Genomic DNA, 25,379 nt, shown 5'->3' with positions numbered 1-25,379 from the left:
CGGCATTGTCGGTGCGGCCGCGTAGCCTTGCTGCGTGCCTGCCCAGAAGTTTGCGACTGAGACGCGCCTGGGTCTGGTGCGTCGTGCCCGTCGGATCGACCGCATCCTCGGTGAGACCTACCCGGATGCGAAGGCCGAGCTCGACTTCACCAATCCCTTCGAGTGCCTGGTCGTCACGGTGCTGAGCGCCCAGACGACCGACAAGCGGGTCAACCTGGCCTCGCCCGCCCTGTTCGCGGCCTACCCGACGGCGAAGGAGATGGCCGCGGCCCCCCGGGAGCACCTGGAGCAGCTGGTCGGGCCGCTCGGCTTCTTCCGCGCCAAGACCGACGCGCTGCTGAAGCTCAGCGCGGTGCTGGTGGAGGAGTACGACGGGGAGGTGCCCTCGCGCCTGGAGCAGCTGGTGAAGCTGCCCGGTGTCGGGCGCAAGACCGCCAACGTGGTGCTCGGCAACGCCTTCGGCAAGCCCGGCATCACCGTCGACACCCACTTCGGCCGGCTCTCGCGCCGCTTCGGCTGGACGACCGAGAAGGACCCGGTCAAGGTCGAGCACGAGGTCGGCGCGCTCTTCGAGAAGCGCGACTGGACGATGCTGTCCCACCACGTGATCTGGCACGGACGACGGATCTGTCACGCCCAGAAGCCCGCGTGCGGTGCCTGCCCGGTGTCGCAGCTGTGCCCTGCGTACGGGGAGGGGCCGACCGACCCGGTCGCCGCGGCCAAGCTGGTCCGCACGGAGGGCCGCAACTGATGGTCCGTCGTCGTGGTGCGGCGGTCGCTGCTGTCCTGCTGGCCGTCCTGGCCGGCTGTGGCACCGAGCCCTCGGCTGGAGGCGGGCAGTCCGGCGCGCCGCTGGCCGACAAGCCCTCTTCGTCCAAGGTGAACGTCGCCACCGCGGAGATGGTCGCGGCCAAGAAGGCATCGAAGGTGGAGGCCTGTCAGCCCGGTTCCGCCAGCGACGGCGGGCTGCCGTCGATCGAGCTGCCCTGCCTCGGTGGTGGTGAGGCCGCCGACCTCGCCTCGTTCGAGGGACCGCTGGTGATCAACCTCTTCCAGGGCTTCTGTGCGCCCTGCAAGGAGGAGATGCCCGCGCTCCAGTCGTTCTACGAGACCTACGGCGACCAGGTCCCGGTCATCGGCATCGACGTCATGGACACCGTCCCTGGGGTCGCGCTCGAGGAGGCGATCTCGCGCGGGGTGACCTTCCCGATGTACGCCGATCCCGGCGGTGAGCTGCAGGGCGGGCCGCTCACCGCGCGAGCGGTTCCGGCGACGTACGTGCTCTCCTCCTCCGGCAAGGTGGAGCTGCTGCAGATGGGTGGCATGAAGAGTGCGGCCCAGGTGAAGGAGCTCGTGGAGAAGAAGCTGGGGATCACGCTGTGAGCGTGGGCAGGAACGGCGCGCGGCCGGAGTGGTTCGAGGAGATCATCGACGCCGCCGCGCGGATCCAGGGCGAGGACATCTCGCAGTTCCTGCCGCCCGCCGACGGGAGTGCTCGGGAGTCGGCTGTCCTGATGCTCTTCGGTGAGGGTCCCGAGGGTCCCGATCTGCTGCTGACCGAGCGCTCGCACACGATGCGCTCCCACCCCGGTCAGGTGTCGTTCCCCGGCGGCCGGCTCGATCCGGGCGAGACCGCCGAGGAGGCGGCGCTCCGGGAGGCATGGGAGGAGACCGGGCTCGACCCGACCGGTGTCGACGTGGTCGGGCGGCTTCCGGCGCTGTGGATCCCGTTCTCCAACCATGCCGTGGTGCCGATCATCGCGTGGTGGCGCGAGCCGTCGCCGGTGACGACGCACTCGGTCGAGGAGGTGCACGCGGTCTATCGGGTGCCGTTGTCCGATCTGATGGATCCGGCCCACCGGATCCAGGTGGGTTCGCCGGGGCGCGGCGGATGGCTGATGCCCGCGTTCTTGATCGGACCGGAGAAGGATGTCATCCTCTGGGGCTTCACAGGTGGAATCATCAACCGGTTCTTCACCTATCTCGGGTGGATCTCGGAGATTCCGGACGCCCCGATCAAGGAGTTGCCCGAATACATGCTGCAGGGACGCGAACGGAATCGGCCGTGAACTTTCTTGATTGGATCCTGATCGTCCTCGTCGGGGCCTATGCGCTCTCGGGATACTGGCAGGGCTTCATCACCGGCGCCTTCGCGACCGGCGGACTGCTGCTCGGCGGCTTCATCGGCATCTGGCTGGCGCCGAAGGTGCTCGGCAGCGCGGCGCCGTCGCTGTGGGTCTCGCTGGGCGCCCTGTTCATCGTGATCGCCTGCGCCTCGATCGGCCAGGCGGTGCTGCAGTACGGCGGCGTACGCGTGCGCGACGAGATCACCTGGCAGCCGGCGCGGATCGTCGACGCTCTCGGCGGCGCGTTGCTCAGCGCGGCTGCCGTGCTGGTGGTCGCCTGGGCGCTCGGGGTCGCGGTCTCGGGGGCGCAGATCAACGGGCTCACCCCGGCCGTACGCGGCTCGGCGATCCTTGCCAAGGTCGACTCGATCATGCCGTCGCCCGCCGACCGCGCGCTGCGCGCGTTCAACGACGTCGTCGGCACCTCGTTCTTCCCGCGCTACCTCGAGCCGTTCGCCCGTGAGCGGATCGTCGAGGTCGGCCCCGGCCCGCGGCGCATGCTCACCGACCCCGATGTCGTACGCGCCGGCGAGTCGGTCCTCAAGATCCGTGGCGCCAACGAGTGTGGAAAGGGCGTCGAGGGCACCGGGTTCGTGATCGGGCGCGGCTACCTGATGACCAACGCCCACGTGGTGGCCGGTGTCGACGATCCCAACGTGATCATCGGTGACGGTGCCAACGATGCCAAGGTCGTCCACTACGACCCCGAGATCGACATCGCCGTCCTGAAGTTCAAGGGCGGCGGCGACCTCAAGCGTCTCGATTTCGACAGCACGGCCGCCGCCGAGGACCCGATCGCGGTCCTGGGCTATCCGCAGGACGGCCCCTTCGACGTACAGCCCGGTCGTATCCGTGCCGAGCAGCGCCTCCGCTCGCCCGACATCTACGGTGTCGGCACCGTCATCCGCGACGTCTACTCCGTACGCGGCCTCATCCGCCCCGGCAACTCCGGCGGTCCCATCGTCGACTCCGAGGGCGACGTCGTCGGCGTCGTCTTCGCCGCCTCGGTCACCGACTCCGAGACCGGCTATGCCCTCACGACCGACCAGGTCATCGACATCGCTCGCCAGGCTCGCTCCGAGACTGCTGCTGTCGACACCGGGGCCTGCGCCGGCTGACCCCCGCCGAGGCGTCAGCCAGGTCGGCCGAGGCGTCGGGCAGGTCGGCCGAGACGTCACGTACGTCGGCCGAGTTGGCAACGCGATGCCAACTCGGCCGACGGGAGTGACGCCTCGGCCTGCGCGGGTGACGCCTCGGCCGACGGGGGTGACGCTTCGATCAGAAGCGGCGGGCGGAGTAGGTCGGGGTCAGGGCGTCCTTGATCTCCCGGAGCCAGATGTCGAGACGGTCGCCGGTGAAGTCGCCCTTTCGCACGATGACGATCGTCCAGCCGTGATCGATCAGCCAGCCTCGACGTTCCTCGTCGTAGATGCGCTGGTCGGGGTCGTCGTGGTCCTCGCCGTCGTATTCGATCGCGACCTTGGCGAGCCGATAGGCGAAGTCGAGGCGGTAGGTCGGGATGCCTTCGACGTCGACCCATACCTGCGCCTCCGGGAGAGGGAGGCCGGCGTCGCTGATCGCCAGCAGGGTCCAGGACTCGCGCTGGGACTCGAGGCGGCGGTTGAGAAGTGGGACGAGCTCGCGGAGCTGGACGACGCCCCGGCGCCCGCGGAAGCGGGGCAGCTGCTCGTCGAGTGCGCTCCGCGTGATCCCGTGGTGTCGGGCGAACTCGTTGAGCGCAGCCATCGCCTCCCGGCGGTTCAGATTGCAGCCGAGGTCGAGCGCGGTGCGGAGCGGCGTCGTCACACGTACGCCGCCGATGACCGTGATGTCCTCGGGAAGGAGGTCGCGCGATCGACCGTCGGTGCCCGGGCGCCGCGTGCGGGTGTGGCCGCGGACGGCGCACGTCTCCACGGCCGGAGGCTGCGCCATCTCCGTCTGGGTGAAGGTGTTGATGCCGTGGACCCAGGCTGCGGTCCGGTCGCTGATCACCTGGTGCTCGGACACCACCTGCACGAGCGCCTCGGCGCGCTTCACCGGATCGTCCTCGGCCTGGGCCGCGAGATAGACACCTCGGAAAGGGCGGCGCACGTCGCCATGGCTGATCGCCTGCGCGAGTGCGTATCGGTTGGTCGCGACCGACTCGATGTCGGACGTGGTGAAGGGTCGCTCCGGCAGCGGGCCGTCGGTCTTGACGAGTGAGAGATTCATGGCCGCAGCGTGCGCCAGGTTGCGTACGAAATCATCCGCCTTTTCAGAGGCTGTGGATAACTTCGGACCCAGTGGGCCCTGTGGACGGCAAATGGCCCACACATGTGACGCCTCGGCCGACGGGGGTGACGCCTCGGCGGGGAGGGGTCAGCGCTGGCCCTTGAGAGCCCGCGGGATTTCCTTGCCCTGTGCAATCGCCTTCTCGGGGGCCTTGACCTTCTTGACCTTGAGCACGCCGATGAACCCGAGGAGGCCGGCGAGGAGCACGTAGAAGCCGAAGACGATGAGGAAGGACCAGTGCAGGCCGAGGCCGGCCCAGTGGATGAAGTAGGCGACCGAGACGGACAGCATGATCACGGCGAGGACGAGCAGAAACGCGGCGGCGGCGAAGAGGCCGATGCCGACGCCGGCGTTGGTCACCGAGACCTTGAGCTCCTGTTTGGCGAGCGTGATCTCCTTGTTGACGAGCTCGGAGATGTCGCGAGTGGCGTCGACGACGAGCTTCCCGATCGTCGGGTCCTCGCCGCCCGGGGACTTCACGATGTCGACTGCCATGGGAACCCTTCGCTGAACGTGTGTTGGGGAGCGCCCACGACCTTACCGGTCCCGACCCGGATCATCCTCGAACACGTCCGGCACGCCGTCCTTGTTGACGTCGAGAGTCTCCAGCTGCTCGATGCGCTTGTAGACCTGGTTCCGCGCGCGCAGCACCACCGTCGCCAGCAGTGCGGCGAGCACCGAACCGAAGAGGACACCGACCTTCATGTGGTCGTGCACGGCCGGTTGGTCGTGGAAGGCGAGCTCGCCGATCAGCAGCGAGACGGTGAACCCGATCCCGGCCAGCATCGCCATCCCGATCACGTCGGACCACGCCAGGTCGTCGTCGAGCGAGGCCTTGGTGAAGGTGGACAGGAGCCAGGTCGATCCGGCGATGCCGATGGGCTTGCCGAGGACCAGGCCGGCGATGATGCCGAGCGCGACCGGGTCGGTGACCGAACCCGCGATGCCCTTCCAGCCGCCGAGCGAGACGCCTGCGGCGAAGAAGGCGAAGATCGGCACCGCCACCCCGGCCGAGATCGGCCGGGTCAGGTGCTCCAGGTGCTCGGCGTAGCCGCGCTTGGACTCGGGGTTCTTGCGGAGCACCGGCACGGTGAAGCCGAGCAGCACCCCGGCCACGGTGGCGTGGACGCCGCTCGCGTGCACGAGCGCCCAGGCGATCAGGGCGAGCGGGATGAGCAGCCACGGGCTGCGTACGCGGCGCTGCACCAGCACCCCGAAGAGCGCGATCGGCACGAGCGCCAGCAACAGGATCCCGATGTGGAGCTCGGAGGTGAAGAAGACCGCGATGATGATGATCCCGAGCAGGTCGTCGACCACGGCGAGGGTGAGCAGGAACGTACGGAGCCCGGCAGGCAGGTGGGTGGAGATGACGGCCAGGATGGCGACCGCGAAGGCGATGTCGGTGGCGACCGGCACCGCCCAGCCCGACAGCGAGCCGTCGTCGAGGAGGTTCACCGCGACGTAGACGGCGGCCGGCACCACCATGCCGCCGACGGCGGCGGCGATCGGAAGCGCCGCCCGGCGCGGGTCGCGCAGGTCACCGGCGACGAACTCCCGCTTGAGCTCCAGGCCGGCGACGAAGAAGAAGATCGCCAGCAGGCCGTCCGCCGCCCACGCCCCGATGCTCAGATCGAGGTGGAGCGCGGCCGGCCCGATACGGAAGTCGCGCACCGCCTCGTAGGCCTCCCGCCAAGGGCTGTTGGCGAGGACGACGGCGATCACCGCACCGACGATGAGGAGGATGCCACCGGTCGTCTCGGCCCGGAGGATCTCGGCCGTACGCGACGTCTCCAGCCAGGAGCCACGGGTGAACAGGCGGTTGCGGTTGTCGGTCACGAGTGGGCCTCCAGAGGCTCAGGGGTCGTCGAACTCACGCCGACCAGACTTCCCGGCACACCTGCTACCGACCCTAGCAAGCGGCCCGGCCACCCACGAGGGATGACCGGGCCGCGAAACCGAGGAGGATCACTCTGTCGAGGTCGCCTGCCCGGCGGCGATCAGGTCCATGATCGTCTGGTCGGCCAGTGTGGTGGTGTCGCCCACGCCGCGACCCTCGGCGAGATCACGCAGCAGGCGCCGCATGATCTTCCCCGAGCGGGTCTTGGGCAGCTCGGGCACGATCATGATCTGCCGCGGCTTGGCGATCGGGCCGATCTCCTTGCGGACGTGGTCGGAGAGCTCCTTCTCACAGTCCGCGGGCGCCCCGTCGCGCAGGATGACGTACGCCACCACGGCCTGCCCCGTGTCAGGGTCGGTCGCGCCGACGACCGCGGCCTCGGCGACGTAGGAGTGGGAGACCAGCGCCGACTCGATCTCGGTCGTGGAGAGCCGGTGCCCGGACACGTTCATCACGTCGTCGACGCGGCCCAGGACCCAGACGTCGCCGTCCTCGTCCTTCTTCGCGCCGTCGCCGGCGAAGTAGAACCCCTGGTCCTTGAAGCGCGCCCAGTAGGTGTCCACGTAGCGCTGGTCGTCCCCCCAGATCGTACGCAGCATCGACGGCCACGGCTGGGTGAGCACGAGGTAGCCCCCGGAGCCGTTCGGCACGGGGACGCCGTTGTCGTCGACCACGTCGGCGCCCACCCCCGGCAGGGCCTTCATCGCCGAGCCCGGCTTCCCGGCGGTCACTCCGGGGAGCGGCGAGATCATGATCGCGCCGGTCTCCGTCTGCCACCAGGTGTCCACCACAGGGACCGCAGACCCGCCGATGACGTCGCGGTACCAGATGTAGGCCTCGGGGTTGATCGGCTCACCGACGGACCCGAGCAGGCGGACCGAGGAGAGGTCGCGGGCGTCGGGGATGGCGCGGCCCTGCTTCATGAACGTCCGGATCGCGGTCGGCGCCGTGTAGAAGATGGTGACGCCGTACTCCTCGATGATCTGCCACCAGCGACCCTTCTCCGGGAAGTCCGGGGTGCCCTCGTAGAGCACCTGGGTCGCGCCGTTGGCCAGCGGGCCGTAGACGATGTAGGAGTGGCCGGTGATCCAGCCGATGTCGGCGGTGCACCAGTAGACGTCGGTCTCGGGCTTGAGGTCGAAGACCTCCCAGTGGGTGAACGCCGCCTGGGTGAGGTAGCCGCCGGTGGTGTGCAGGATGCCCTTCGGCTTCCCCGTGGTGCCGGAGGTGTACATCACGAAGAGCGGGTGCTCGGCGTCGTGCGCCACCGGGGTGTGTTCGGTCGATGCCGGTGACACGACATCCGACCACCACTTGTCGACGGAGTCGTTCCAGTCGACGTCCTGCCCGGTGCGGCGGACGACGACGACGTTCTCGACCAGGCCGGGCTGGGCCTCCTCGACCTTCGTGACGGCCTCGTCGACGGCCGGCTTGAGCGCAGAGGGCGCACCACGGCGGTAGCCGCCGTCGGAGGTGACGATCAGCTTCGCGCCGCAGTCGACGACGCGGGTCGCGAGGGCGTCGGCGGAGAAGCCACCGAAGATGACGGTGTGGATCGCCCCGATCCGCGCGCAGGCCAGCATCGCGAAGACGGCCTCGGGGATCATCGGCATGTAGATCGCGACCCGGTCGCCCTTGCCGACGCCCAGCGCCTCGAAGGCGTTCGCGGCCCGGGAGACCTCGTCCTTGAGCTCGGCATAGGTGATCGTCCGCTTGTCGTCCGCCGGCTCGCCGACCCAGTGGATCGCGACCCGGTCACCGAGGCCCGCCTCGACGTGGCGGTCGACGGCGTTGTAGGCCACGTTGATCTCGCCGCCCTCGAACCACTTGGCGAACGGCGGGTTGTCCCAGTTCAGCACGCGATCGAACGGCTTGGCCCAGGTGAGCCGTTCCGCGGCGGCGGCCCAGAAGGCGTCCCGGTCCTCCTCGGCGGAGGCGTAGGCGTCGGCCTTGACGTTGGCGGCGGCGGCGAGCTCGGCGGGCGGCTCGAACCGGCGCTCTTCGTGCAGCAGGTTGGACAGGGTCTCGTCGGTCACAGTGACTCCTACGTACGAAAAATGTGTGGCTCAAGCCACAGGGTAGTGCGGGGGAAAGAACGATGGCGGGCCGTCGTCACAACCAGAGGTAGCGACGGCCCGCCATCGGGTGGATCAGTGCGTGATCGCCTTCTCCGAGCCGGCGCCGGTGAGGGCGCGGACCTCGAGCTCGACGTACCGCTCGGCGGTCTCGGGCTCCTTCGAGGTCACCGTGCCCAGCCAGCCCAGGAAGAACCCGAGCGGGATGGAGATGATGCCCGGGTTCTCCAGCGGGAACCAGGAGAAGTCCACGCCGAGCGGGAACAGCGACGCGGAGATCGTGTCGCCCGTGACCGCGTCGACGGCCGTCTTGCCGGAGACGACCGGCGAGAAGAAGACCAGGCCGACGCAGGAGATCAGGCCGCCGTAGATCGACCAGACCGCACCGCGGGTGTTGAACCGCGCCCAGAACATGTTGTAGATGATCGCCGGGAGGTTCGCCGAGGCGGCGACCGCGAAGGCCAGCGCCACCAGGAACGCGATGTTCAGCGACTGTGCCGGGATGGCCAGCAGGATCGCGACCAGGCCGATGCCCGCCGCGGCCCAGCGTGAGACCTTCAGCTCCTCCTTCTCGGTGGCCTTGCCGCGCTTGATCACCGAGTTGTAGATGTCGTGGGCGACGGAGACCGACGAGGTCAGCGTCAGCCCCGCGACCACGGCGAGGATCGTGGCGAAGGCGACCGCGGAGATGAGGGCCAGCAGCACGGCGCCACCGACGGAGCCGTCACCGCCACCGACCTCCTGGGCGAGCAACGGCGCCGCCAGGTTGCCGGCCTTGTCGAAGGTGGTCGGGTCGACCAGCGCGGCCGCACCGAAGCCTAGGACCAGCGTGAACAGGTAGAAGACGCCGATCAGGCCGATCGCCCACAGCACCGACTTGCGGGCGTCCGCCGAGGTCGGGACGGTGTAGAAGCGGATCAGGATGTGCGGCAGGCCGGCGGTGCCGAGCACCAGGGCGAGCCCGAGCGAGACGAAGTCCAGCTCGCTGGTGAAGGTCAGGCCGTACTTCAGGCCGGGCTCCAGGAACGCGTCGCCCTTGCCGGAGGCCTCGGCCGCGGAGCCGAGCAGCGAGGACAGGTTGAAGCCGAAGTGCGCGAGCACCAGGATCACGATCAGCGCCGAGCCGGTCATCAGGAGGACGGCCTTGACGATCTGGACCCAGGTGGTGCCCTTCATCCCGCCGACGGTGACGTAGAAGATCATCAGCGCGCCGACGAACAGGATCACGACGTTCTTGACCGCCTGGTCCTCGACGCCGAGCAGCAGGGCCACCAGGGCGCCCGCACCCACCATCTGGGCCAGCAGGTAGAAGATCGACACGACGACCGTGGAGGTCGCGGCCGCCATCCGGACCGGCCGCTGCTTCATCCGGTACGCCAGCTGGTCGGCCATCGTGTAGCGACCGGAGTTGCGCAGGACCTCGGCGACCAGCAGCAGGGCCACCAGCCAGGCGACGAGGAAGCCGATCGAGTAGAGGAAGCCGTCGTAGCCCGACAGCGCGATGGCGCCGGAGATGCCGAGGAACGACGCCGCCGACATGTAGTCGCCACCGATCGCGAGACCGTTCTGGAACCCGGAGAAGCCACGGCCACCGGCGTAGTAGTCGGCCGCCGTCTTCGTCTGCCGGCTCGCCCAGAAGGTGATGCCGATCGTGATCGCGACGACGGCGAGGAAGAGGACTGTGGTGAGGATCTGGCTGCCGTCCATGTCAGGCCTTCCTCTTCTCGATCTCGTATTCCTCGTCGAGCTTCCGAGCCAGCGGGTCGAGGTGCTTGTTGGAGTAGTTGGCGTAGAGGTACGCGATGCCGAAGGTGGTCACGAACTGCAGGAGTCCGAACACCAAAGCGACGTTGATGTTGCCGACCAGCTTGGTGTCCATGAAGCCGTCGGCCCAGTTGGAGCAGAAGACGTAGAGGAGATACCAAGCCAGGAATGCCACCGTGGCCGGGAAGACGAACTTCCGGTACGCCGACCGCAGAGCGCGAAACTCCGCCGTGGCGTGCAGGCTGTCGTAGACCGGGTCGTGCCGGTGGGCTTGGTCGTGTGCTTCAGCGCTCACGGTTAACCCTTTCGTTGACGAGGCCGTCCTGGCTTCTGGTGGTCGAGCCTGTCGAGACCAGGGACGGGCGACGTGTGATCGCAGTCACATTAGGGGTCGTCCGCCCTGCTCGTCGTGGGGTAGCGCGCGGTCATTCGGTGGACGGCGTCGTCGCGCGATGAGCGGTCGAAATCGTGCGTCGAGTGGCGGGTCTACCCGCGCCGCCCGCCGCCACTGGGCCTGCCGCCCTCGCCGGTCCGGGTGCCTCCGCCCTCGTGCGGGTGGACGCATCCCGGGCACGGACTGCTGCTGTGGCTGAGGTGGTGGTTCTGGCGAGCGAGGATCACGATCTCGGCCATCTCCGGGGACTCGCCCGGCATGGTGAGCCCGAGGCCGTACGTCGCGGTGAACGCCCACACGTCCACGCCCGCGCGGACCGCCGCCCTCCGGGTCAGCTCGTAGCCGGCGGCGTAGAGGGCGGGCAGGTCGACGGAGACCAGCCGGCCGACCGCGGGCGGAGCGGTCCCGCCGTCGCGCGCCCAGCGGTAGAAGAGGTCCCGCACCGGACCGTCCTCGACCAGCCCGCCGACATAGGCACGGAGGATGTGGACGACCTCGCTGCGTCCGAGGTCGGGGATGTCGAGGGCGCCGGCGAGGGCGGCCGCGGCGGCGTCCGCGAACCGGCCGGCCCGCGCCTCCTGCTGCGTCGTGGCCTGCTGGACCTCGGCGAGCTCGTCGAACGCCTCGCTCACGTCCGGATCGCCGGGCAGGTCGGTGTCGTTCTCCGGGGCCGGGTCGTCCGGGTCCTCCAGGTCGAGGGTCGCTGCCTGGAACCGGCCGAGCTGCCGGGCGATGCCCAGGGCGCTCTCCGAGACCGGCTCACCCGGCTCGGTGGGCGCGGCCTCGTGGACGGCCTCGACGACGGGCGCGAGCTTGTCCGCGGCGCGGCGGTTCGCGGTGACGTACTGGTGGATCTGCTGGTACGCCGCCTCCTCGCCCGCCGCGTGCCGGACATGTCGCGTCTCGAGGGCGTAGCGCTCCTCGACCTGCCGCTTCCACACGCCCTCGGAGACGGGCACCGCGGTGATGGTGAAGACCAGCGAGACCATCAGGGCGATGTTGATCCCGGCCAGCGTCCGCTTCCCGATGCCGAGCACGCCGGACATGGGCAGCAACCGGGTCTCGCCGAACCGCTGCGGCCACCGCAGGACGAGGAAGCTGCTCACGGCGAGGGCGACGTAGGCCGTCAGCCAGTACGCCCAGTGCACCCCGGTCAGCGTCTGCGTCCTCTCCAGCACGGCCCGGATCGCAGTGACCTGGGTCGGGCTGAGGGTGAGGACCGTGGCCAGCCACACCAGCACCAGGGTCAGCAGCAGGCCGAGCTGGACCGACCAGACGATGTCGGCCGCGGCCCGCACCGCCAGCCGCCGATCCGTGCGCATCGCCCGCCAGCCGCACCAGGAGAGCCACCCGGCGACCCCGAAGAGCACCGGCGCGACGTACGTCGTCGAGAGCAGATTGCCGAAGAAGACCTGCTCGCCGACGAGGGTGACGACCGCGACCCCGCCGAGGTGCGGGATCGCCCGGACGACGCGATGCTCCGACTCACCGAAGCGCCGGTGGGCCAGGAAGACGGCCCAGGACCCGAAGCCCGCGACCAGGCCGGCGGGGAGGAATCGGTCGGGCCACCACCAGAGCAGGGCGGTGATGATCGGCGTCCACAGCAGGACGACGAGTGCTACGACCCGGCCGAACCGTCGTCCGCGCCACCACGTGATCCCCGGCGCGACCGCGACGATGTCGATCGCCACGAGCCCCACGCCGACGAGCACGCCCAGGAGGAGCCCGACGAAGACTCCGGCCAGCGTCACGAGCACCGCCAGAGCCAGGTCCCCGACTCCGTCGATCTCGCGCCCCGCGACCGCGTGCCCTGCGCCCAGCAGGCCGGCGGCCGTCACCACGTATATGCTCAACGGGCCCGCGACCTCGTCGTCGGCCTGCTCCACGGGCGGCGGTTGCGTCACGGCGTTCTCAGCCATCCTCGCCTCCCGGGTCGACGTCGAGGAGCATGTGCGCAAGCCAAGACGGTTCGTCAGAATAGCGACGAGGACGCCGACGTCGCGAGGGTTTCGAGTCGTCGTCTGTGTGGGCCCACTCAGCGCTGCAGCGCAGGTGTGACGGCGGGCTCGATCGTCGGCTCGGGGGTGTGGAGGCGTACGAGAAGCCGCGTGGTGTGGGCGGGGACGTGGGCCGCGGTGGCGAGGCTGACCGCCATCATCACCGCGAACGAGAGCGGCACCGCCCACAGCGCCGGCTGGGTGAGGGCGACGTCGGCCCAGGTATCCGTACGCCACCCACTGATCGTGACGATCACGGCCGTCCCGGTGGTGATCAGGCCGGTGACCAGCCCGGTCGCGGCGCCGTAGGCGGTGAGCCGGCGCCACCAGATGCCGAGCAGGAGCAGCGGGCAGAAGGTGGCGGCGGCGAGCGCGAAGGCGAGCGCGACACCGCGGGCGACGCCGACGCTCGGGGTCAGTAGGGCGCCGGTGACCGGGACGATGACGGCGACCAGCGAGGCGATCCGGAAGGCGGCGACTCCGCCGAACCGGCTGCCCCGGCGGCGCAGCCACGGCACGACCACGTCCTGGGAGAGCACCCCGGAGACGGCGATCGCGAGGCCGGACGAGGTCGACAGGAAGGCCGCGAAGGCGCCCGCGCAGACGAGCCCGGTCAGGGCGTCGCCGGCCCAGCCGGGAACCATCAGGCGGGGGAGCTCGAGCACCAGGGTGTCGGCGGAGGAGGGGCTGGCGGCGTACACCCGGCCGAGCAGCCCGAGGATCGGCGGCAGCAGGTAGAAGACGCCGAGGAGGGCCAGCACGACCAGGGTGGTGCGGCGGGCGGCGCGGCCGTCGGGGTTGGTGTAGAAGCGGACGCCGACGTGCGGCAGGCCCATGGTGCCGAGGAAGGTCGCCGCGATCAGGGAGTAGGTGGCGTAGAGGCCGGCCGAGCCGTCGGTGCCCATCGGCAGCGACCAGGTCTGGCTGAGGTCGGTGGCGCGGGGTGCGCCGTCGTGGCCCCAGACCGCGACCAGGACCCCGACCGGCACCAGCAGAGCGGTCAGCTTGAGCCAGTACTGGAAGGCCTGCACGAACGTGATCGAGCGCATCCCGCCGGAGAAGACGCTGACCAGCACGACAGTCCCGACCAGCACCGGCCCCACCCAGCGAGGTGCGCCCGCGACCAGCTCCAGGGTCAGCCCAGCGCCCTGCAGCTGAGGCAGCAGATAGAGCCAGCCGATGGTCACGACCAGGAGCGAGCAGAGCCGCCGCACGCCCCTCGAGGCCAGTCGCTCCTCGGCGAAGTCGGGCAGGGTGTACGCCCCTGACCTGCGGAGAGGTGCGGCGACCAGGGTCAGCAGCACGAGATAGCCGGCGGTCCAGCCGATCGGATACCAGAGCATCTCCGCGCCGGAGGTGAACACCAGCCCGGCGACGCCGAGGAAGGAGGCGGCCGAGAGATACTCGCCGCCGATGGCGCTCGCGTTGAGCCCGGGCCGCACCGACCGCGAGGCGACGTAGAAGTCGCTCGTGGTGCGGCTGAACCGCAGCCCCCAGGTGCCGATCGTCAGCGTCGCCAGGGTGACCAGCGTGACCGCGACGATCGCGGGGGCGGAGTCGAAGGTCATGGCGCCTCGTCCTCGGAGCCCGAGGAATCGGTACGGAGCAGGTCCGCATAGCTGGCCTCGTTGCGTTCCGCGCCGCGCAGGTACCAGCGGCCGAGGAGGAACAGGAACGGGTAGACCAGCACCCCGAGGAGCAGCCAGGGGAGCGGCACCCCGAACGGTGCCGTGTGGACCAGCCCCGGAGCCAGCCAGAAGAGCAGCGGGAGCGAGCCGACGCCTAGGAAGAGCACCGCCAGGGTGCGTACGGCGATCGAGAGCTGGGCGCGCATCAGCGAGCCGAGGTAGACCTCGCCGAGGCGGGTGTCCTCGTCGACGTCGACCCGGCGGACCGCCGGGCGTCGCCGGGGCGGTCCGGTGACGCGTACGCGTTGTGGCTCTGTCATCTCGGCTGGGTCATCTGGGTCAGCCGCGTCGGGCGAGCAGGTCCTTGAGCTGGCGGGTGTGGCGGCGGCTGACCTGCAGCTCGGTCCCGCGGGCGGCGCCGCCGACGACGACCGAGCAGCGCCCGGCCTCCGACCTCACCTCGGTCACGTGGGCGAGGTTGACGAGGAGCGAGCGGTGGATGCGTACGAACCGGGCGGAGGCCCACTCCTGCTCCAGCTGGGTCAGCGGGACCCGCACCAGGTGGGAGGCGTCCGCGGTGTGCAGGCGGGCGTAGTCGCCCTGCGCCTCGACATGGGTGATCTGGGAGCGCCACACGAAGCGGGTGACGCCGCCGAGCTCGACCGGGATCTGTACGTCGCCGCTCGGCTCCTCCTCCGGCACGCTGCCCATCAGCCGGGTGACGGTCTCGGCCAGCCGCTCGGCACGCACCGGCTTGAGCACGTAGTCGACCGCGCGCAGGTCGAACGCCTCCAGCGCATGCTCCTCGTGAGCGGTCACGAACACGACCGCCGGCGGGGTCTTGAAGCGCGCCAGCAGCCGGGCCAGCTCGAGCCCGTTCAGGCCGGGCATCTGGATGTCGAGGAACACCGCGTCGACGCTCGACTCCTGCAACTGCTGCAGCCCGTCGGTCGCGTTGAGGCACGTGCGCACCTCCGCCACCCGGGCGTCCTGGGTGAGCAGGTAGGAGAGCTCGTCGGCCGCCGGCGGCTCGTCGTCGACGACGAGGATGCGGAGCCGGCCTCCCGGCGCCCCTTGTCTGGCGGCGAAGGCCTGCGTCGTACGGCCGTTCATGTGTGCACTCCTGGAGCGAACTTCGGGATTCTGAGGATGACCTTCGTGCCGGCGCCGGGCGCGGTCTCGACGACCAGACCGTAGTCGTCGCCGTAGGCGTTGCGGAGCCGGGCGTCGACGTTGCCGAGCCCGACGGAGTCGGCTCCGCCGGCCAGCGCGTTGCGGACCTTCTCGGGGTCTTCGCCGGCGCCGTCGTCCTCGACCTCGATGACGCACTCGGTGCCGCTGTCGGCCGCGCGGATGGAGATGTGGCCGGTCTGGGCGTCGGCCAGGCCGTGGCGTACGGCGTTCTCGACGAGCGGCTGCAGGCACAGGAACGGCACCGCGATCGGCAGCACCTCGGGCGCCACCGACAGCCTCACCGAGAGCCGTTCGCCGAACCGGGCCTGCTCCAGGAGGAGATAGCGCTCCACGGAGCGGAGCTCCTCGGACAGCGTCGTGTATTCGCCATGGGTCCGGAACGAGTAGCGGGTGAAGTCCGCGAACTCCAGCAGCAGCTCGCGGGCACGCTCCGGATCCGTGCGTACGAAGCTGGCGATCGCCCCCAGCGAGTTGTAGATGAAATGGGGGCTGATCTGCGCGCGCAGCGCGCGGACCTCTGCCTCCATCAGGCGCCGCCGCGACGCGTCGAGCTCGGCGAGCTCGAGCTGGCCGGAGACCCAGGTCGCGACCTCGTCGGTGGCACGGACCATCATCGCCGAGGTGTCCGGGGCGTACGCCTGCAGCGTGCCGACCAGGTGGTCCTCGACGACCAGCGGGCTGACCACGGCGGAGTGCAGCGGGCAGCCCGCCTGGCCGCACTCGAGGTCGACCCGGTCGTAGAACCGGGTCGCGCCGCGCTCGAGCGTCGCCTCGGCCAGCTTGCCCACGTGGTCCTGGTGGTGGGTGCCGATGCCCTCCCAGGCGAGCAGCCCGTCGGTGTCGGTGATCGCGAGCGCCGGCGCGGCCAGGAGCGCCTGCAGATGAGGCGCGGCCCGCTCGGCGCTGTCGACGGTCAGCCCGCCACGCAGCGCGGGGCTCGCCAGCGAGGCGTTGTGGAGCGTACGGAAGGTCGCCCGGTCGGCTTCCGTGCCCAGGTGGGTGCCCGAGGAGGTGCGCAGCCAGCGCCGCATCCGTGCTCCTTCCTCGCCAGTGGTTCGGCCGAGGCCTCCAGTGTGACGGCGCCCACGCTATCTGTCACCCGAGCCGCCGCAGGTGTGCGAGGTAGGTTTGCGGCATGCGATTGAGTCGAGTGATCCCGGGTCTGCTGGCTGTCGGCGTAGCGGGTGCGGGCGCCGCCTTCGTGATCGGCATGCGCAACAAGTCGCCGTGGCTGCAGGACCGGATCCGTGCCTTCTCGAAGCGTTTCGCCTCCGAGGCCCTCAAGACCGCCGGCACGGAAGGCGCCACCAACGGCGTCGTCCTCCACGTCGGCCGGGCCAGCGGCAAGCAGTACGCCACCCCGGTGACCCCGTTCCCGACGCCCGACGGCTTCGTGATCAATCTGCCCTACACCTCGAAGGTCGACTGGGCGCAGAACGTCCTGGCCGCCAAGTCGGCCACGATCGTCTACGACGGCGTCGAGCACCGCGTCACCGACCCGCGGATCGTCTCCTACGCCGAGGTCGCGCCCCTGCTCCCCAAGGCAGCCGGCGTCTTCCGCGCCGTCTTCGACGTCCAGGAGTTCCTCCGCGTCACCAACGCGGACTGACGTCATCGTCGGGTCGGCCGCCGGCTACCGCTGGTGCCGGTGCCGGATGTGCTCCTGGTCCTCCAGGTCGCGGTCCTCCATCCCGATGACGTCGTTGTCCGCGCCCTCGACGCCCTCGACCAGCTGGTCGAGCTTGAGCAGGATCGCCTTGGTCTGCCGGTTGGTGGTGTGCTGGATGCTGAAGAGCACCAGCAGGCTGACGATGGAGCCGGTCGCGTAGACGAGACTGTGCCACCACGGCGCGAACGCGGTGACCAGGCCCGCGATCAGCAGGCCTGCGACGACCACCATGCTGATCCCGCTGGCCCAGGCCGACCCGGCCACGCCGGCCAGCACGTGGGCAGCGGCGGAGAAGCGGTCGCGTACGTAGTGGGGCGTCTCCTGCTCGAGGCGGGTCATTCCGCGCTCTCCCGTTCCTCGAGACCCACCGCCTGCCGCAGCTCGTCGCGGTCGTCACCGAGGTCCGGGTGGTCGCGGGCCAGTCGCCCCATCAGGTCGGAGAGCCCCTCCGCGATGGCGTTGAGCTTGTGCTGAACGGCGTCGTCGGCTCGCTTCTGGGTGTTCTGCAGAAGCGCCACCAGCAGGAAGGTGACGATCGTGGTCGCCGTGTTGATGATCAGCTGCCAGGTGTCCACATCGGGCAGCACGACGATGGACGGTGCCCAGATCACCACGAGAAGCACGCACATCACGAAGAACCATGCCCGCGACACGAACGTGCTCGCGTGCGTGGCGAAGCGGTCGAAGATCCCGACCCGGCTCGTGACCTCCGAGGGCATCGTCTTCGCGTCGCTGTGACGTGACCCCTCGGAGCCTTCCCGTTCGAAGTGCTGCTCGCGCTCGCTCGTCGACATCACTACCTCCTAGGCCGAGCGCTCCGGTACCCGATTCAGGCCTCTTCATACCCACACGTCATCCGCACACGCCGCCACCCGATGTCGGAGGTGAGCGGTAGGTTGCCAGGCGTGGGATACGAGCTGAGTGACCGGTTGGTCGTCGGGATCGCGTCGAGCGCGCTCTTCGACCTGACCGAGTCGGACGCCTACTTCCGCGAGCACGGCGAGGAGGCCTACCGCCGCTACCAGGACGAGCGCATCGACGACCCGCTCCGACCAGGCGTCGCGTTCCCGTTCATCAAACGGCTGCTGAGCCTCAACGACCTGGCCGCCGACGTCGACGACGGCCTCGTCGAGGTGATCGTGGTCTCGCGCAACGATCCCAGCACCGGGCTGCGGGTGATGCGCTCGATCGAGCACCACGGCCTGCCGATGACCCGGGCCGTGTTCACCCAGGGCCGCTCGCCCCACCGCTACATCGGCGCGCTCGGGATGTCACTGTTCCTGAGCGGCAACCGCGACGACGTCATCGCGGCCAACCGCGAGGGCTTCCCGGCCGGTCATGTGCTGCCGTCGGCGGCGACGTACGACGACACCGACCGCTCCGTGGTCGTGGCCTTCGACTTCGACGGCGTGCTCGCCGACGACGGTTCCGAGCGGGTCTTCCGCGAGGAGGGGATCGAGAGGTATCGGGCCTACGAGGCGAGCCGGAAGAGCGAGCCGCTCGCGCCCGGGCCGCTGCAGCCGCTGCTGCGCGACCTCAACCTGATCCAGCAGATCGAGGAGCAGCGCCGCCTCGAGGACCCGGACTACGAGCCACGGCTGCGGATCGCGCTGGTCACCGCCCGCGGCGCCCCGGCGCACGAGCGGGCGATCCGGTCGCTGCAGTCCTGGGACGTCCACGTCAACGAGGCGTTCTTCCTGGGTGGCGTGGACAAGGTGCGGGTGCTCGAAGTGCTCCGCCCGCTGATCTTCTTCGACGACCAGACCACTCACCTGGACGAGGCGGTCGAGTCGATCGCCGGGGTGCACATCCCCTACGGTGTGGCCAACGCGGACGACGTTCCCGCTGGTCAATAGCGCTTGACAGTTCACCCACAGGAAGTGCTCATCTGGTGGGCGGGCCCTCGCGTATGTCACCCTGGGGAGAGTTGTACAGGTTCTGTTCACTTGAGAAGTGCGAGGAGTTCACTCGATGACTTCGGCTATGTGTGCCACGTGCACCGAAGACGAGGAGATCCGGGTTCTCTCGCGTTCGGCGGGGGGCCGCCGGCGGCTGATGTGCTGCAGGTGTGGACACGCGTGGGAAAGCGGTGGTTCCGGCGCCGCGCGGAGAGCCGGCCGGTCCGGCCTGTCCGGTCTGTTCCGGGCGGCCTGAGGCGCCGCCGGCGTACGTTTCACGGTGCCGTCGCCTGAGGTTCACCTCGGGCGGGCGTGCAGGTGTTGCGGAGTGGCTTGGGTAAAGGGCTGAGACCTGTCACGGGTTCCCCTACGAAGCTCCGAGGAGTTCAACCCATGTCCGCAACTCGACGCTCCCTGCTCACCGGTGGCGCCGCGGCCGGGGTCGGCCTGGCTGTCGCCGGCGCCGTTCCCGCTCTTGCCGAGGCGAAGCCCGCTCGACCCGGCACCCCCGGTCGCAGGCGCGCCCGCGAGCCGTTCCCGCCGCTCGTCGACGACCCGAAGGGGATCCTCGCGCTGGCCGAGGGCTTCTCGTACGCCATCGTCACCTCCGCCGGCGAGACGACCCTGAAGACGGGGGAGAAGACGCCGTCCAACCACGACGGGATGATGGTGCTCGGCGGCAGGCGCGGGCGCTACACGCTGATCCAGAACCACGAGATCGAGCCCGGCGAGGGCGTACCTGTCCCGCACGTCGAGGGCACCGTCTACGACCCGGGCGCGCCCGCGGGCGGCTGCACGGTGATCACCACCGACGCGGGCGGTGCCAACTTCGGTGAGCACGTCGCGATCTCCGGCACGTCCACCAACTGCGCCGGTGGCCCGACCCCGTGGGGGACCTGGCTGACCTGCGAGGAGACCGTCGACGATGCCGGTGACGAGTGGGAGGGCGAGGACGGCAGCAAGGGCGTCTATGAGAAGGACCACGGCTACGTCTTCGAGGTCTGGGCCGACGGCTCGGCCGACCCGCGCCCGATCAAGGCCTTCGGTCGCTACAAGCACGAGGCGCTGGCGATCGACCCGACGCGCACCAAGGTCTTCCTCTCCGAGGACGCCAGCGGGCCCAACGGCCTCTTCTACCGCTGGACCGCGCCGAAGGGTGTCGTGCTCGGCCCGGGTGTCTGCACGGAGCTCGCGGCGGACGCCGGTGAGCTCGGCGCGATGGCGATCGTCCTCGACGACGGCTCCGTGCTGCCCGACGTCGCCTACCTGACCTCGGCGCAGATCGGCCGTCCGTTCAAGGTGAAGTGGAAGACGGTCCCCGAGCGGGACGCGCAGGAGACCCAGACCCGTGAGCAGTTCGCCGACGGCGAGATCACCCGGGGCAAGAAGTTCGAGGGCGTGTGGGGCACCGACGAGGGCGTCTACGTGGTCAACTCCTACGCCTGGGAGGAGGGTGACCTGCCCGCCGACGCCACGCCTCACGACGGCATGGTGTGGTTCTACGACTACCGGGCCGAGACGATCCAGCTGGTGACGTACTTCCCGCACCAGACGCAGTCCGAGGACGACGCCCCGGCGCCGAAGTACACCGACCTCACCTTCGACGGCCCCGACAACGTCACCGTCACCCCCTGGGGCTCGCTGGTGCTCGCCGAGGACGGCACCGGCGCCTCGCACGTGCTCGGCGCGTTCCCGGGTGGCCCGGCGTACGCCATCGCCCGCAACGACCTGAACGACTCCGAGTTCTGCGGCCCCTGCTTCTCGCCCGACGGCAAGGTGCTCTTCGTCAACATGCAGGACCCCGGCTACACCCTGGCCATCACCGGCCCCTGGGAGCGTTACCTGGGCTGAGGATCGCAGGGCGGCGGCTCGACGTGAGCTCGGAGTGAGGCTGTGAGAACTGTGAGGCCGTGAGCGGAAGTTGACGGTCTCGCATGCCAGGGTTGGCGGCTGTTGAAACCTGGGCTGGTGATCGTGGGTGATATCTCGCCGACTGTCCGCATCTGAGGAGCCCACATGAGCCGCCGCCACTGGATTGACGACTGGCGTCCGGAGGACGCCACCTTCTGGGAGGAAACCGGGGCGAAGACCGCCCGCCGCAACCTGATCTGGTCGATCTTCTCCGAGCATCTCGGATTCTCGGTCTGGCTGATCTGGTCGGTCTCCTCGGCCTTCCTGGTCGCGCAGGGCTTCGAGTTCACCCCGAGCCAGCTCTTCTTCCTGATCGCCCTGCCCAACCTGATCGGTTCGCTGCTGCGGGTGCCCTACACCCTCGCGGTGCCGAAGTTCGGTGGCCGCAACTGGACGATGGCGTCGGCCGGCCTGCTGCTCGTGCCGACCCTCGGCTTCGCGTACGCCGTCACCCAGCCCTCCACCCCCTACTGGGCCTTCTGCCTGATCGCCGCCACCGCCGGCCTCGGCGGCGGCAACTTCGCCTCGTCGATGTCGAACATCAACTTCTTCTACCCCTCCGCGAAGAAGGGTGCGGCGCTCGGGCTGAACGCCGCCGGCGGCAACGTGGGCGTCGCGCTCATCCAGTTCCTGCTGCCGGTGATCGTCGGTGGCGCCGGGATCTTCGGCCTGGTGAAGGCCTCCGAGGGCGGCATCCACCTCGAGCGGGCCGCCTTCGTCTACGCCGGCCTGGCCGTCCTGGGCGTCATCGCGGCGTACTTCTTCATGGACAACCTCACCGATGCGAAGTCCTCGCCGAAGGAGCAGCTCTCGGTGGTGAAGTCGAAGCAGACCTGGATCATGTCGTTCCTCTACATCGGCACCTTCGGCTCCTTCATCGGCTACTCCGCCGCGATGCCGCTGCTGATCAAGCTCAACTTCTGGGTGCCCGAGCCCGCGCCGCTCGGCACCGGCATCTACTTCGCCTACTTCGCCTTCCTCGGCGCGCTGATCGGCTCCGCGACGCGGCCGCTCGGCGGCTGGCTGGCCGACCGCTGGGGCGGCGCGAAGGTCACGCTCGGTGCGTTCATCGGGATGGTCGTGTTCACTCTCGCGGTGCTGTGGACGCTGATGCAGCTCACCCCGAACCCGGACGCCACGCCCGCGATCGCGTTCGACAACCAGTCGTGGTTCCCGGTCTTCCTGGGCTTCTTCATGCTGGTCTTCGCCTCGACCGGCATCGGCAACGGCTCGACCTACAAGATGATTCCCGCGATCTTCCGTCGCGAGGCCGAGCTGGCCACCACCCCGGGCACCGCCGAGCGGGAGGCCGCGCTGGCCGGCGCGACCAAGAAGTCCTCCGCTGCGGTCGGCATCATCGGCGCCGTCGGTGCGATCGGCGGCTTCTTCATCCCGATCGCCTTCAACAGCCCGTGGGTCACCAACCCGCTCGACGCCACCAAGTCCGCCTTCATCGCCTTCACCATCTTCTACGCCATCTGCGCGCTGGTCACCTTCGCGGTCTACCTGCGTCCGCAGCGGGCGCGGGTCGGTGAGCTGGCCGACGTGCGGATCTGACCGGCCCGCCCCGGCTGTAACACGTCGTTCGTAGGACTACTCGCCCTGTCTGAAGGGGCGAGAAGTCCTACGAACAGCGTGTTACACGGGCCGGCCGCGCTCAGGCCAGCCCGATCGCCGCCTCCGCCGCGGCCAGGACCGGAGCGGTCGCCTCGCGGCACCGCTCGGCGCCCGCGGCGTACACCTGCGTGACGTACGTCCGGTCGGAAGCCAGCTCGCGGTAGCGCTTCTGGATCGGCTCGAGCTCGGCGATGACGGCGTCGGTGACCGCAGCCTTGAGGGCGCCGTAGCCCGACAGCCCGGCAGGAGAGCCGCCGCAGGCCTCGAGGATGTCGATCAGGTTGGTCACGCCCGGCCGCTCGGGATCGCGGGAGACGTCCCCGGCGGAGTCGGTGACCGCGCGCGAGATCTTGCGACGTACGACATCAGGCTCGTCCAGCAGGAAGATCGACCCGGGGTGCTGGTCGCCGGCCGACTTCGACATCTTGCGGGTCGGGTCGGCCAGGTCCATGATCCGGGCGCCGGCCGCAGGATGCACCGCCTGCGGGACGGAGAAGACCCGGCCGTACGTCGTGTTGAACCGGATCGCGATGTCGCGGGCGAGCTCGACGTGCTGGCGCTGGTCGTCGCCGACCGGCACCTCGGTGGCCCCGTAGAGGAGGATGTCGGCCGCCATCAGCACCGGATAGGTGAAGAGCGAGGCGCGTACCGAGGCCCCGACGCGGCGTGACTTCTCCTTGAACTGGATCATCCGGCCCAGCTCGCCGGTGTGCGCGACGCACTCGAGCAGATAGCTGAGCGACCGGTGCGCGGGGACGTGGGACTGGATGAACAACGTGGCCGGTTCGAGGCCGGCGGCCATGAGGAGGAGGGCCATCTCCTCCGTCCGCGTACGCAGCACCGACGGTTCATGGGGCAGCGTCAGTGCGTGCAGGTCGGAGAGCCCGTAGAAGGCCGAGGAGTCGGCGGTGGCGGCCATGGGCCGGAGCGCGCCGAGCAGGTTGCCGAGGGTGAGTCGGCCGGAGGGAGTGATGAGAGAGAGTCGCCTGGTCATGATGGACCTTTCGGGAGAAGAAGGCCCACGGGTCAGCGACGATCGAACGAGAAGAGGCCGCCCGTGGGCGGCCTGATGTGAGTGCTCAACAATCGGGTGGACCGCCTAGGAGGCGGGCCACCACTGGGTGGAACGAATGCTGAACACCCCTCCAGTGTCGCACACGTCACGGATACCGTGTGGCCCATGACGACGACCACAGAGCCGACCAGCTGCCAGGGGCACTCGACGGTCGTCTTCGATGACAGCCTGGCCGACTACGACTTCGGCCCGACGCATCCGATGGCGCCGATCCGTGTGGATCTGACGATGCGCCTGGCGGGCGAGCTCGGCGTGCTCGACCGTCTGAAGGTCGTCGAGGCCCCGATGGGCACTCCGGAGCAGCTGCTCACCATCCACGAGGAGAGCTACATCGAGGCGGTCATCAGGGCGGGCCGGAGCGGCGAGCCGGATCTGGCTCACGGCCTCGGCACCGAGGACGACCCGGTCTTCCCGCACATCCACGACGCCAGCGCCCACATCGTCGGCGCTAGCATCGAGGCCTGCCGTCAGGTCTACTCCGGCGAGAGCCTGCACAGCGCCAACATCATGGGCGGCCTCCACCACGCGATGCGCGGCCGGGCGTCCGGGTTCTGCATCTACAACGACGTCGCCGCCGGCATCCAGTGGCTGCTCGACCAGGGCGTGAAGAAGGTCGCCTACGTCGACGTGGACGTGCACCACGGCGACGGCGTCGAGCGGGCGTTCTGGAACGATCCTCGCGTCCTGACGATCTCGCTCCACGAGACCGGGCAGCTGCTCTTCCCCGGCACGGGCTTCGCCGAGGAGGTCGGCGGGCCCGAGGCGGAGGGGAGCGCGGTCAACGTCGCGCTGCCGCCCGGCACCGCCGACCACGGCTGGCTGCGCGCCTTCCACGCCGTCGTACCCGACCTGATCCGGGAGTTCCAGCCGGAGATCCTGGTGACCCAGCAGGGCTGCGACTCGCACACCGACGACCCCCTCGCCGACCTGGCGCTCAGCGTGGACGGCCAGCGGGCGGCGTACGTCGCGCTGCACGAGCTCGCCCACGAGGTGTGTGCGGGCAAGTGGGTGGCGTTCGGCGGCGGCGGTTATGCGGTGGTCGACGTCGTGCCACGCGCGTGGACGCACCTTCTTGCGCTAGTCTCGGGTAATCCCTTGGAGCCGACGCTCGACGTGCCAGGTGGCTGGCGCGAGCACGTGCAGACGCGCCTCGGGAGGGTCGCACCGTTGCGTATGACGGACGGACGTGAACCGGCCTACCGCGACTGGGGGAGCGGGTATGACCCCGGCACGTGGCTGGACCGGCAGGTCCACGCGACTCGCACAGCGGTGTTCCCGCTGCATGGACTCGACCCGATGCCGTAGCCCGGACTGGTTGTGAGCTGATCTGCAAACCGCGGATCGTCGCGCCCAAAAGCAACTCGACACGCCGGTGGTATGTGAGATTCTCAAGGGTGTCCCCTTCCCCATCAGTCACATCAGGCCCTATTCTCACTTTGGGATCGCGTTTTGGACCAGCGGTGGGGAAGCCGCTGGCGTCGCGATCACTCGAGAGAGAACGGTGGAAGCAGATGGTTACTCCTTCTGGAGACATCTCTGACAGCAAGTTCCTGACCGTTGCCGAGGTTGCGTCGATGATGCGCGTCTCCAAGATGACGGTCTACCGGTTGGTTCACTCGGGCGAGCTGCCTGCGGTGCGCGTCGGTCGTTCCTTCCGGGTTCGGGAGGACGACGCGAACGAATACCTCAAGAGCTCGTTCTACAACGCGGGCTAGTTGTCGGACCCCGCGCCCGGGCACGATGGGCGCGGGGGCAACACCCGTCTCAGCGGGTCACCGATTCTCTCTGGGTGCCCTGGCTTCGTTAGTCTTACCCCCTAGGTCTGTTTGCCGCGCGCTGCGGTGAGTGGCCGCGTCGGCACCG

General features: G+C 69.5%; 24 protein-coding genes. 10 read left to right on the top strand and 14 right to left on the bottom strand.

Annotated elements, in window-relative coordinates:
• Positions 1 to 34: 34 nt before the first annotated feature.
• The 4 genes from nth to UG56_RS18165 are packed head-to-tail and all read left to right on the top strand — an operon-like array spanning position 35 to position 3,244.
• The gene (gene nth / locus UG56_RS18180) at positions 35 to 751 is read left to right on the top strand and encodes an endonuclease III (protein ID WP_008356271.1); all 717 of its coding nucleotides are present in this window, start codon (positions 35 to 37) and stop codon (positions 749 to 751) included.
• Positions 751 to 1,383 carry a TlpA family protein disulfide reductase gene (locus UG56_RS18175; protein WP_045548976.1) on the top strand — a complete coding sequence of 211 codons (633 nt, stop codon included), beginning with the start codon at positions 751 to 753 and terminating at the stop codon, positions 1,381 to 1,383. Before nth ends, UG56_RS18175 begins: the two co-directional genes overlap by 1 nt.
• The gene (locus UG56_RS18170) at positions 1,380 to 2,069 is read left to right on the top strand and encodes an NUDIX hydrolase (protein WP_256206733.1); all 690 of its coding nucleotides are present in this window, start codon (positions 1,380 to 1,382) and stop codon (positions 2,067 to 2,069) included. The genes UG56_RS18175 and UG56_RS18170 overlap by 4 nt, the downstream gene beginning before the upstream one ends.
• On the top strand, positions 2,066 to 3,244 hold the full coding sequence (locus UG56_RS18165) for a MarP family serine protease (RefSeq protein WP_045548975.1): 1,179 nt from the start codon (positions 2,066 to 2,068) through the stop codon (positions 3,242 to 3,244). The genes UG56_RS18170 and UG56_RS18165 overlap by 4 nt, the downstream gene beginning before the upstream one ends.
• Positions 3,245 to 3,404: 160 nt before the next feature.
• On the opposite strand, the gene UG56_RS18160 is transcribed toward UG56_RS18165, so the two are convergent.
• The 11 genes from UG56_RS18160 to UG56_RS18110 form a co-directional block, all read right to left on the bottom strand.
• Positions 3,405 to 4,337 (bottom strand): DUF559 domain-containing protein, encoded by a 933-nt coding sequence (locus UG56_RS18160; RefSeq protein WP_045548974.1) that lies wholly within the window; start codon positions 4,335 to 4,337, stop codon positions 3,405 to 3,407.
• 147 nt (positions 4,338 to 4,484) lie between these two features.
• Positions 4,485 to 4,892: a phage holin family protein gene (locus UG56_RS18155; RefSeq protein WP_045548973.1), complete on the bottom strand. Its 408-nt coding sequence runs from the start codon at positions 4,890 to 4,892 to the stop codon at positions 4,485 to 4,487.
• Positions 4,893 to 4,934: 42 nt separating this feature from the next.
• Positions 4,935 to 6,233: a Na+/H+ antiporter NhaA gene (gene nhaA / locus UG56_RS18150; protein ID WP_045548972.1), complete on the bottom strand. Its 1,299-nt coding sequence runs from the start codon at positions 6,231 to 6,233 to the stop codon at positions 4,935 to 4,937.
• 129 nt (positions 6,234 to 6,362) lie between these two features.
• Positions 6,363 to 8,330, bottom strand: coding sequence for an acetate--CoA ligase (acs, locus tag UG56_RS18145; RefSeq protein ID WP_045548971.1), 1,968 nt, complete (start codon positions 8,328 to 8,330; stop codon positions 6,363 to 6,365).
• 114 nt (positions 8,331 to 8,444) lie between these two features.
• Positions 8,445 to 10,076 (bottom strand): solute symporter family protein, encoded by a 1,632-nt coding sequence (locus UG56_RS18140; RefSeq protein ID WP_045548970.1) that lies wholly within the window; start codon positions 10,074 to 10,076, stop codon positions 8,445 to 8,447.
• Between the two features lies 1 nt (position 10,077).
• Positions 10,078 to 10,428: a DUF485 domain-containing protein gene (locus UG56_RS18135; RefSeq protein ID WP_045548969.1), complete on the bottom strand. Its 351-nt coding sequence runs from the start codon at positions 10,426 to 10,428 to the stop codon at positions 10,078 to 10,080.
• 191 nt (positions 10,429 to 10,619) lie between these two features.
• Positions 10,620 to 12,446 (bottom strand): hypothetical protein, encoded by a 1,827-nt coding sequence (locus tag UG56_RS18130; protein ID WP_143055098.1) that lies wholly within the window; start codon positions 12,444 to 12,446, stop codon positions 10,620 to 10,622.
• Positions 12,447 to 12,562: 116 nt separating this feature from the next.
• On the bottom strand, positions 12,563 to 14,092 hold the full coding sequence (locus UG56_RS18125) for a sodium/solute symporter (RefSeq protein ID WP_045547681.1): 1,530 nt from the start codon (positions 14,090 to 14,092) through the stop codon (positions 12,563 to 12,565).
• Positions 14,089 to 14,472, bottom strand: coding sequence for a membrane protein (locus tag UG56_RS18120; protein WP_045547680.1), 384 nt, complete (start codon positions 14,470 to 14,472; stop codon positions 14,089 to 14,091). The genes UG56_RS18125 and UG56_RS18120 overlap by 4 nt, the downstream gene beginning before the upstream one ends.
• Positions 14,473 to 14,491: 19 nt before the next feature.
• Entirely contained in the window at positions 14,492 to 15,265 is a 774-nt protein-coding gene (locus tag UG56_RS18115) for a LytR/AlgR family response regulator transcription factor (protein WP_045547679.1), read from the bottom strand.
• Positions 15,262 to 16,377: a sensor histidine kinase gene (locus tag UG56_RS18110; protein ID WP_045547678.1), complete on the bottom strand. Its 1,116-nt coding sequence runs from the start codon at positions 16,375 to 16,377 to the stop codon at positions 15,262 to 15,264. Before UG56_RS18110 ends, UG56_RS18115 begins: the two co-directional genes overlap by 4 nt.
• A 104-nt stretch (positions 16,378 to 16,481) precedes the next feature.
• On the opposite strand from UG56_RS18110, the gene UG56_RS18105 reads away from it, so the two are divergent.
• On the top strand, positions 16,482 to 16,955 hold the full coding sequence (locus tag UG56_RS18105; RefSeq protein WP_143055097.1) for a nitroreductase: 474 nt from the start codon (positions 16,482 to 16,484) through the stop codon (positions 16,953 to 16,955).
• A gap of 24 nt (positions 16,956 to 16,979) precedes the next feature.
• Here UG56_RS18105 and UG56_RS18100 read toward each other — a convergent pair whose 3' ends face one another.
• Both UG56_RS18100 and UG56_RS18095 read right to left on the bottom strand, forming a co-directional pair.
• The gene (locus tag UG56_RS18100; RefSeq protein ID WP_084101253.1) at positions 16,980 to 17,354 is read right to left on the bottom strand and encodes a low affinity iron permease family protein; all 375 of its coding nucleotides are present in this window, start codon (positions 17,352 to 17,354) and stop codon (positions 16,980 to 16,982) included.
• Positions 17,351 to 17,809, bottom strand: coding sequence for a low affinity iron permease family protein (locus tag UG56_RS18095; RefSeq protein ID WP_084101251.1), 459 nt, complete (start codon positions 17,807 to 17,809; stop codon positions 17,351 to 17,353). The genes UG56_RS18100 and UG56_RS18095 overlap by 4 nt, the downstream gene beginning before the upstream one ends.
• Before the next feature lie 111 nt (positions 17,810 to 17,920).
• On the opposite strand from UG56_RS18095, the gene UG56_RS18090 reads away from it, so the two are divergent.
• The 3 genes from UG56_RS18090 (at position 17,921) to UG56_RS18080 (ending at position 22,381) form a co-directional block, all read left to right on the top strand.
• Positions 17,921 to 18,871 carry a 5'-nucleotidase gene (locus UG56_RS18090; protein WP_143055096.1) on the top strand — a complete coding sequence of 317 codons (951 nt, stop codon included), beginning with the start codon at positions 17,921 to 17,923 and terminating at the stop codon, positions 18,869 to 18,871.
• 435 nt (positions 18,872 to 19,306) lie between these two features.
• Entirely contained in the window at positions 19,307 to 20,764 is a 1,458-nt protein-coding gene (locus UG56_RS18085) for an alkaline phosphatase PhoX (RefSeq protein WP_045547676.1), read from the top strand.
• A gap of 165 nt (positions 20,765 to 20,929) precedes the next feature.
• A complete protein-coding gene (locus UG56_RS18080; RefSeq protein WP_045547675.1) occupies positions 20,930 to 22,381 on the top strand; it encodes an MFS transporter in 1,452 nt (483 codons plus the stop codon).
• 100 nt (positions 22,382 to 22,481) lie between these two features.
• Here UG56_RS18080 and trpS read toward each other — a convergent pair whose 3' ends face one another.
• Positions 22,482 to 23,435 (bottom strand): tryptophan--tRNA ligase, encoded by a 954-nt coding sequence (trpS, locus tag UG56_RS18075; protein ID WP_045547674.1) that lies wholly within the window; start codon positions 23,433 to 23,435, stop codon positions 22,482 to 22,484.
• 186 nt (positions 23,436 to 23,621) lie between these two features.
• Between trpS and UG56_RS18070 the strand changes: the two genes are divergently transcribed.
• Together UG56_RS18070 and UG56_RS18065 are read left to right on the top strand one after the other, a co-directional pair.
• On the top strand, positions 23,622 to 24,821 hold the full coding sequence (locus tag UG56_RS18070) for an acetoin utilization protein AcuC (RefSeq protein ID WP_045547673.1): 1,200 nt from the start codon (positions 23,622 to 23,624) through the stop codon (positions 24,819 to 24,821).
• 155 nt (positions 24,822 to 24,976) lie between these two features.
• On the top strand, positions 24,977 to 25,231 hold the full coding sequence (locus tag UG56_RS18065; RefSeq protein ID WP_442756965.1) for a helix-turn-helix domain-containing protein: 255 nt from the start codon (positions 24,977 to 24,979) through the stop codon (positions 25,229 to 25,231).
• The last annotated feature ends 148 nt before the right edge of the window (positions 25,232 to 25,379 follow it).

The sequence above is a fragment of the Nocardioides luteus genome (assembly GCF_000960475.2).
Taxonomy (GTDB): Bacteria; Actinomycetota; Actinomycetes; order Propionibacteriales; family Nocardioidaceae; genus Nocardioides; species Nocardioides luteus_A.
The sequence above is the reverse complement of the archived record's forward strand: the minus strand, read 5'-3'. Positions and strand labels throughout refer to the sequence as shown.

Coding starts and splice junctions, on each gene's coding strand:
- UG56_RS18175 (WP_045548976.1), top strand. CDS start 751: ATGGTCCGTCGTCGTGGTGCGGCGGTCGCTGCTGTCCTGCTGGCCGTC.
- UG56_RS18160 (WP_045548974.1), bottom strand. CDS start 4,337: ATGAATCTCTCACTCGTCAAGACCGACGGCCCGCTGCCGGAGCGACCC.
- UG56_RS18155 (WP_045548973.1), bottom strand. CDS start 4,892: ATGGCAGTCGACATCGTGAAGTCCCCGGGCGGCGAGGACCCGACGATC.
- UG56_RS18140 (WP_045548970.1), bottom strand. CDS start 10,076: ATGGACGGCAGCCAGATCCTCACCACAGTCCTCTTCCTCGCCGTCGTC.
- UG56_RS18130 (WP_143055098.1), bottom strand. CDS start 12,446: ATGGCTGAGAACGCCGTGACGCAACCGCCGCCCGTGGAGCAGGCCGAC.
- UG56_RS18125 (WP_045547681.1), bottom strand. CDS start 14,092: ATGACCTTCGACTCCGCCCCCGCGATCGTCGCGGTCACGCTGGTCACC.
- UG56_RS18120 (WP_045547680.1), bottom strand. CDS start 14,472: ATGACAGAGCCACAACGCGTACGCGTCACCGGACCGCCCCGGCGACGC.
- UG56_RS18115 (WP_045547679.1), bottom strand. CDS start 15,265: ATGAACGGCCGTACGACGCAGGCCTTCGCCGCCAGACAAGGGGCGCCG.
- UG56_RS18110 (WP_045547678.1), bottom strand. CDS start 16,377: ATGCGGCGCTGGCTGCGCACCTCCTCGGGCACCCACCTGGGCACGGAA.
- UG56_RS18105 (WP_143055097.1), top strand. CDS start 16,482: ATGCGATTGAGTCGAGTGATCCCGGGTCTGCTGGCTGTCGGCGTAGCG.
- UG56_RS18100 (WP_084101253.1), bottom strand. CDS start 17,354: ATGACCCGCCTCGAGCAGGAGACGCCCCACTACGTACGCGACCGCTTC.
- UG56_RS18095 (WP_084101251.1), bottom strand. CDS start 17,809: ATGTCGACGAGCGAGCGCGAGCAGCACTTCGAACGGGAAGGCTCCGAG.
- UG56_RS18085 (WP_045547676.1), top strand. CDS start 19,307: ATGTCCGCAACTCGACGCTCCCTGCTCACCGGTGGCGCCGCGGCCGGG.
- UG56_RS18080 (WP_045547675.1), top strand. CDS start 20,930: ATGAGCCGCCGCCACTGGATTGACGACTGGCGTCCGGAGGACGCCACC.
- trpS (WP_045547674.1), bottom strand. CDS start 23,435: ATGACCAGGCGACTCTCTCTCATCACTCCCTCCGGCCGACTCACCCTC.
- UG56_RS18070 (WP_045547673.1), top strand. CDS start 23,622: ATGACGACGACCACAGAGCCGACCAGCTGCCAGGGGCACTCGACGGTC.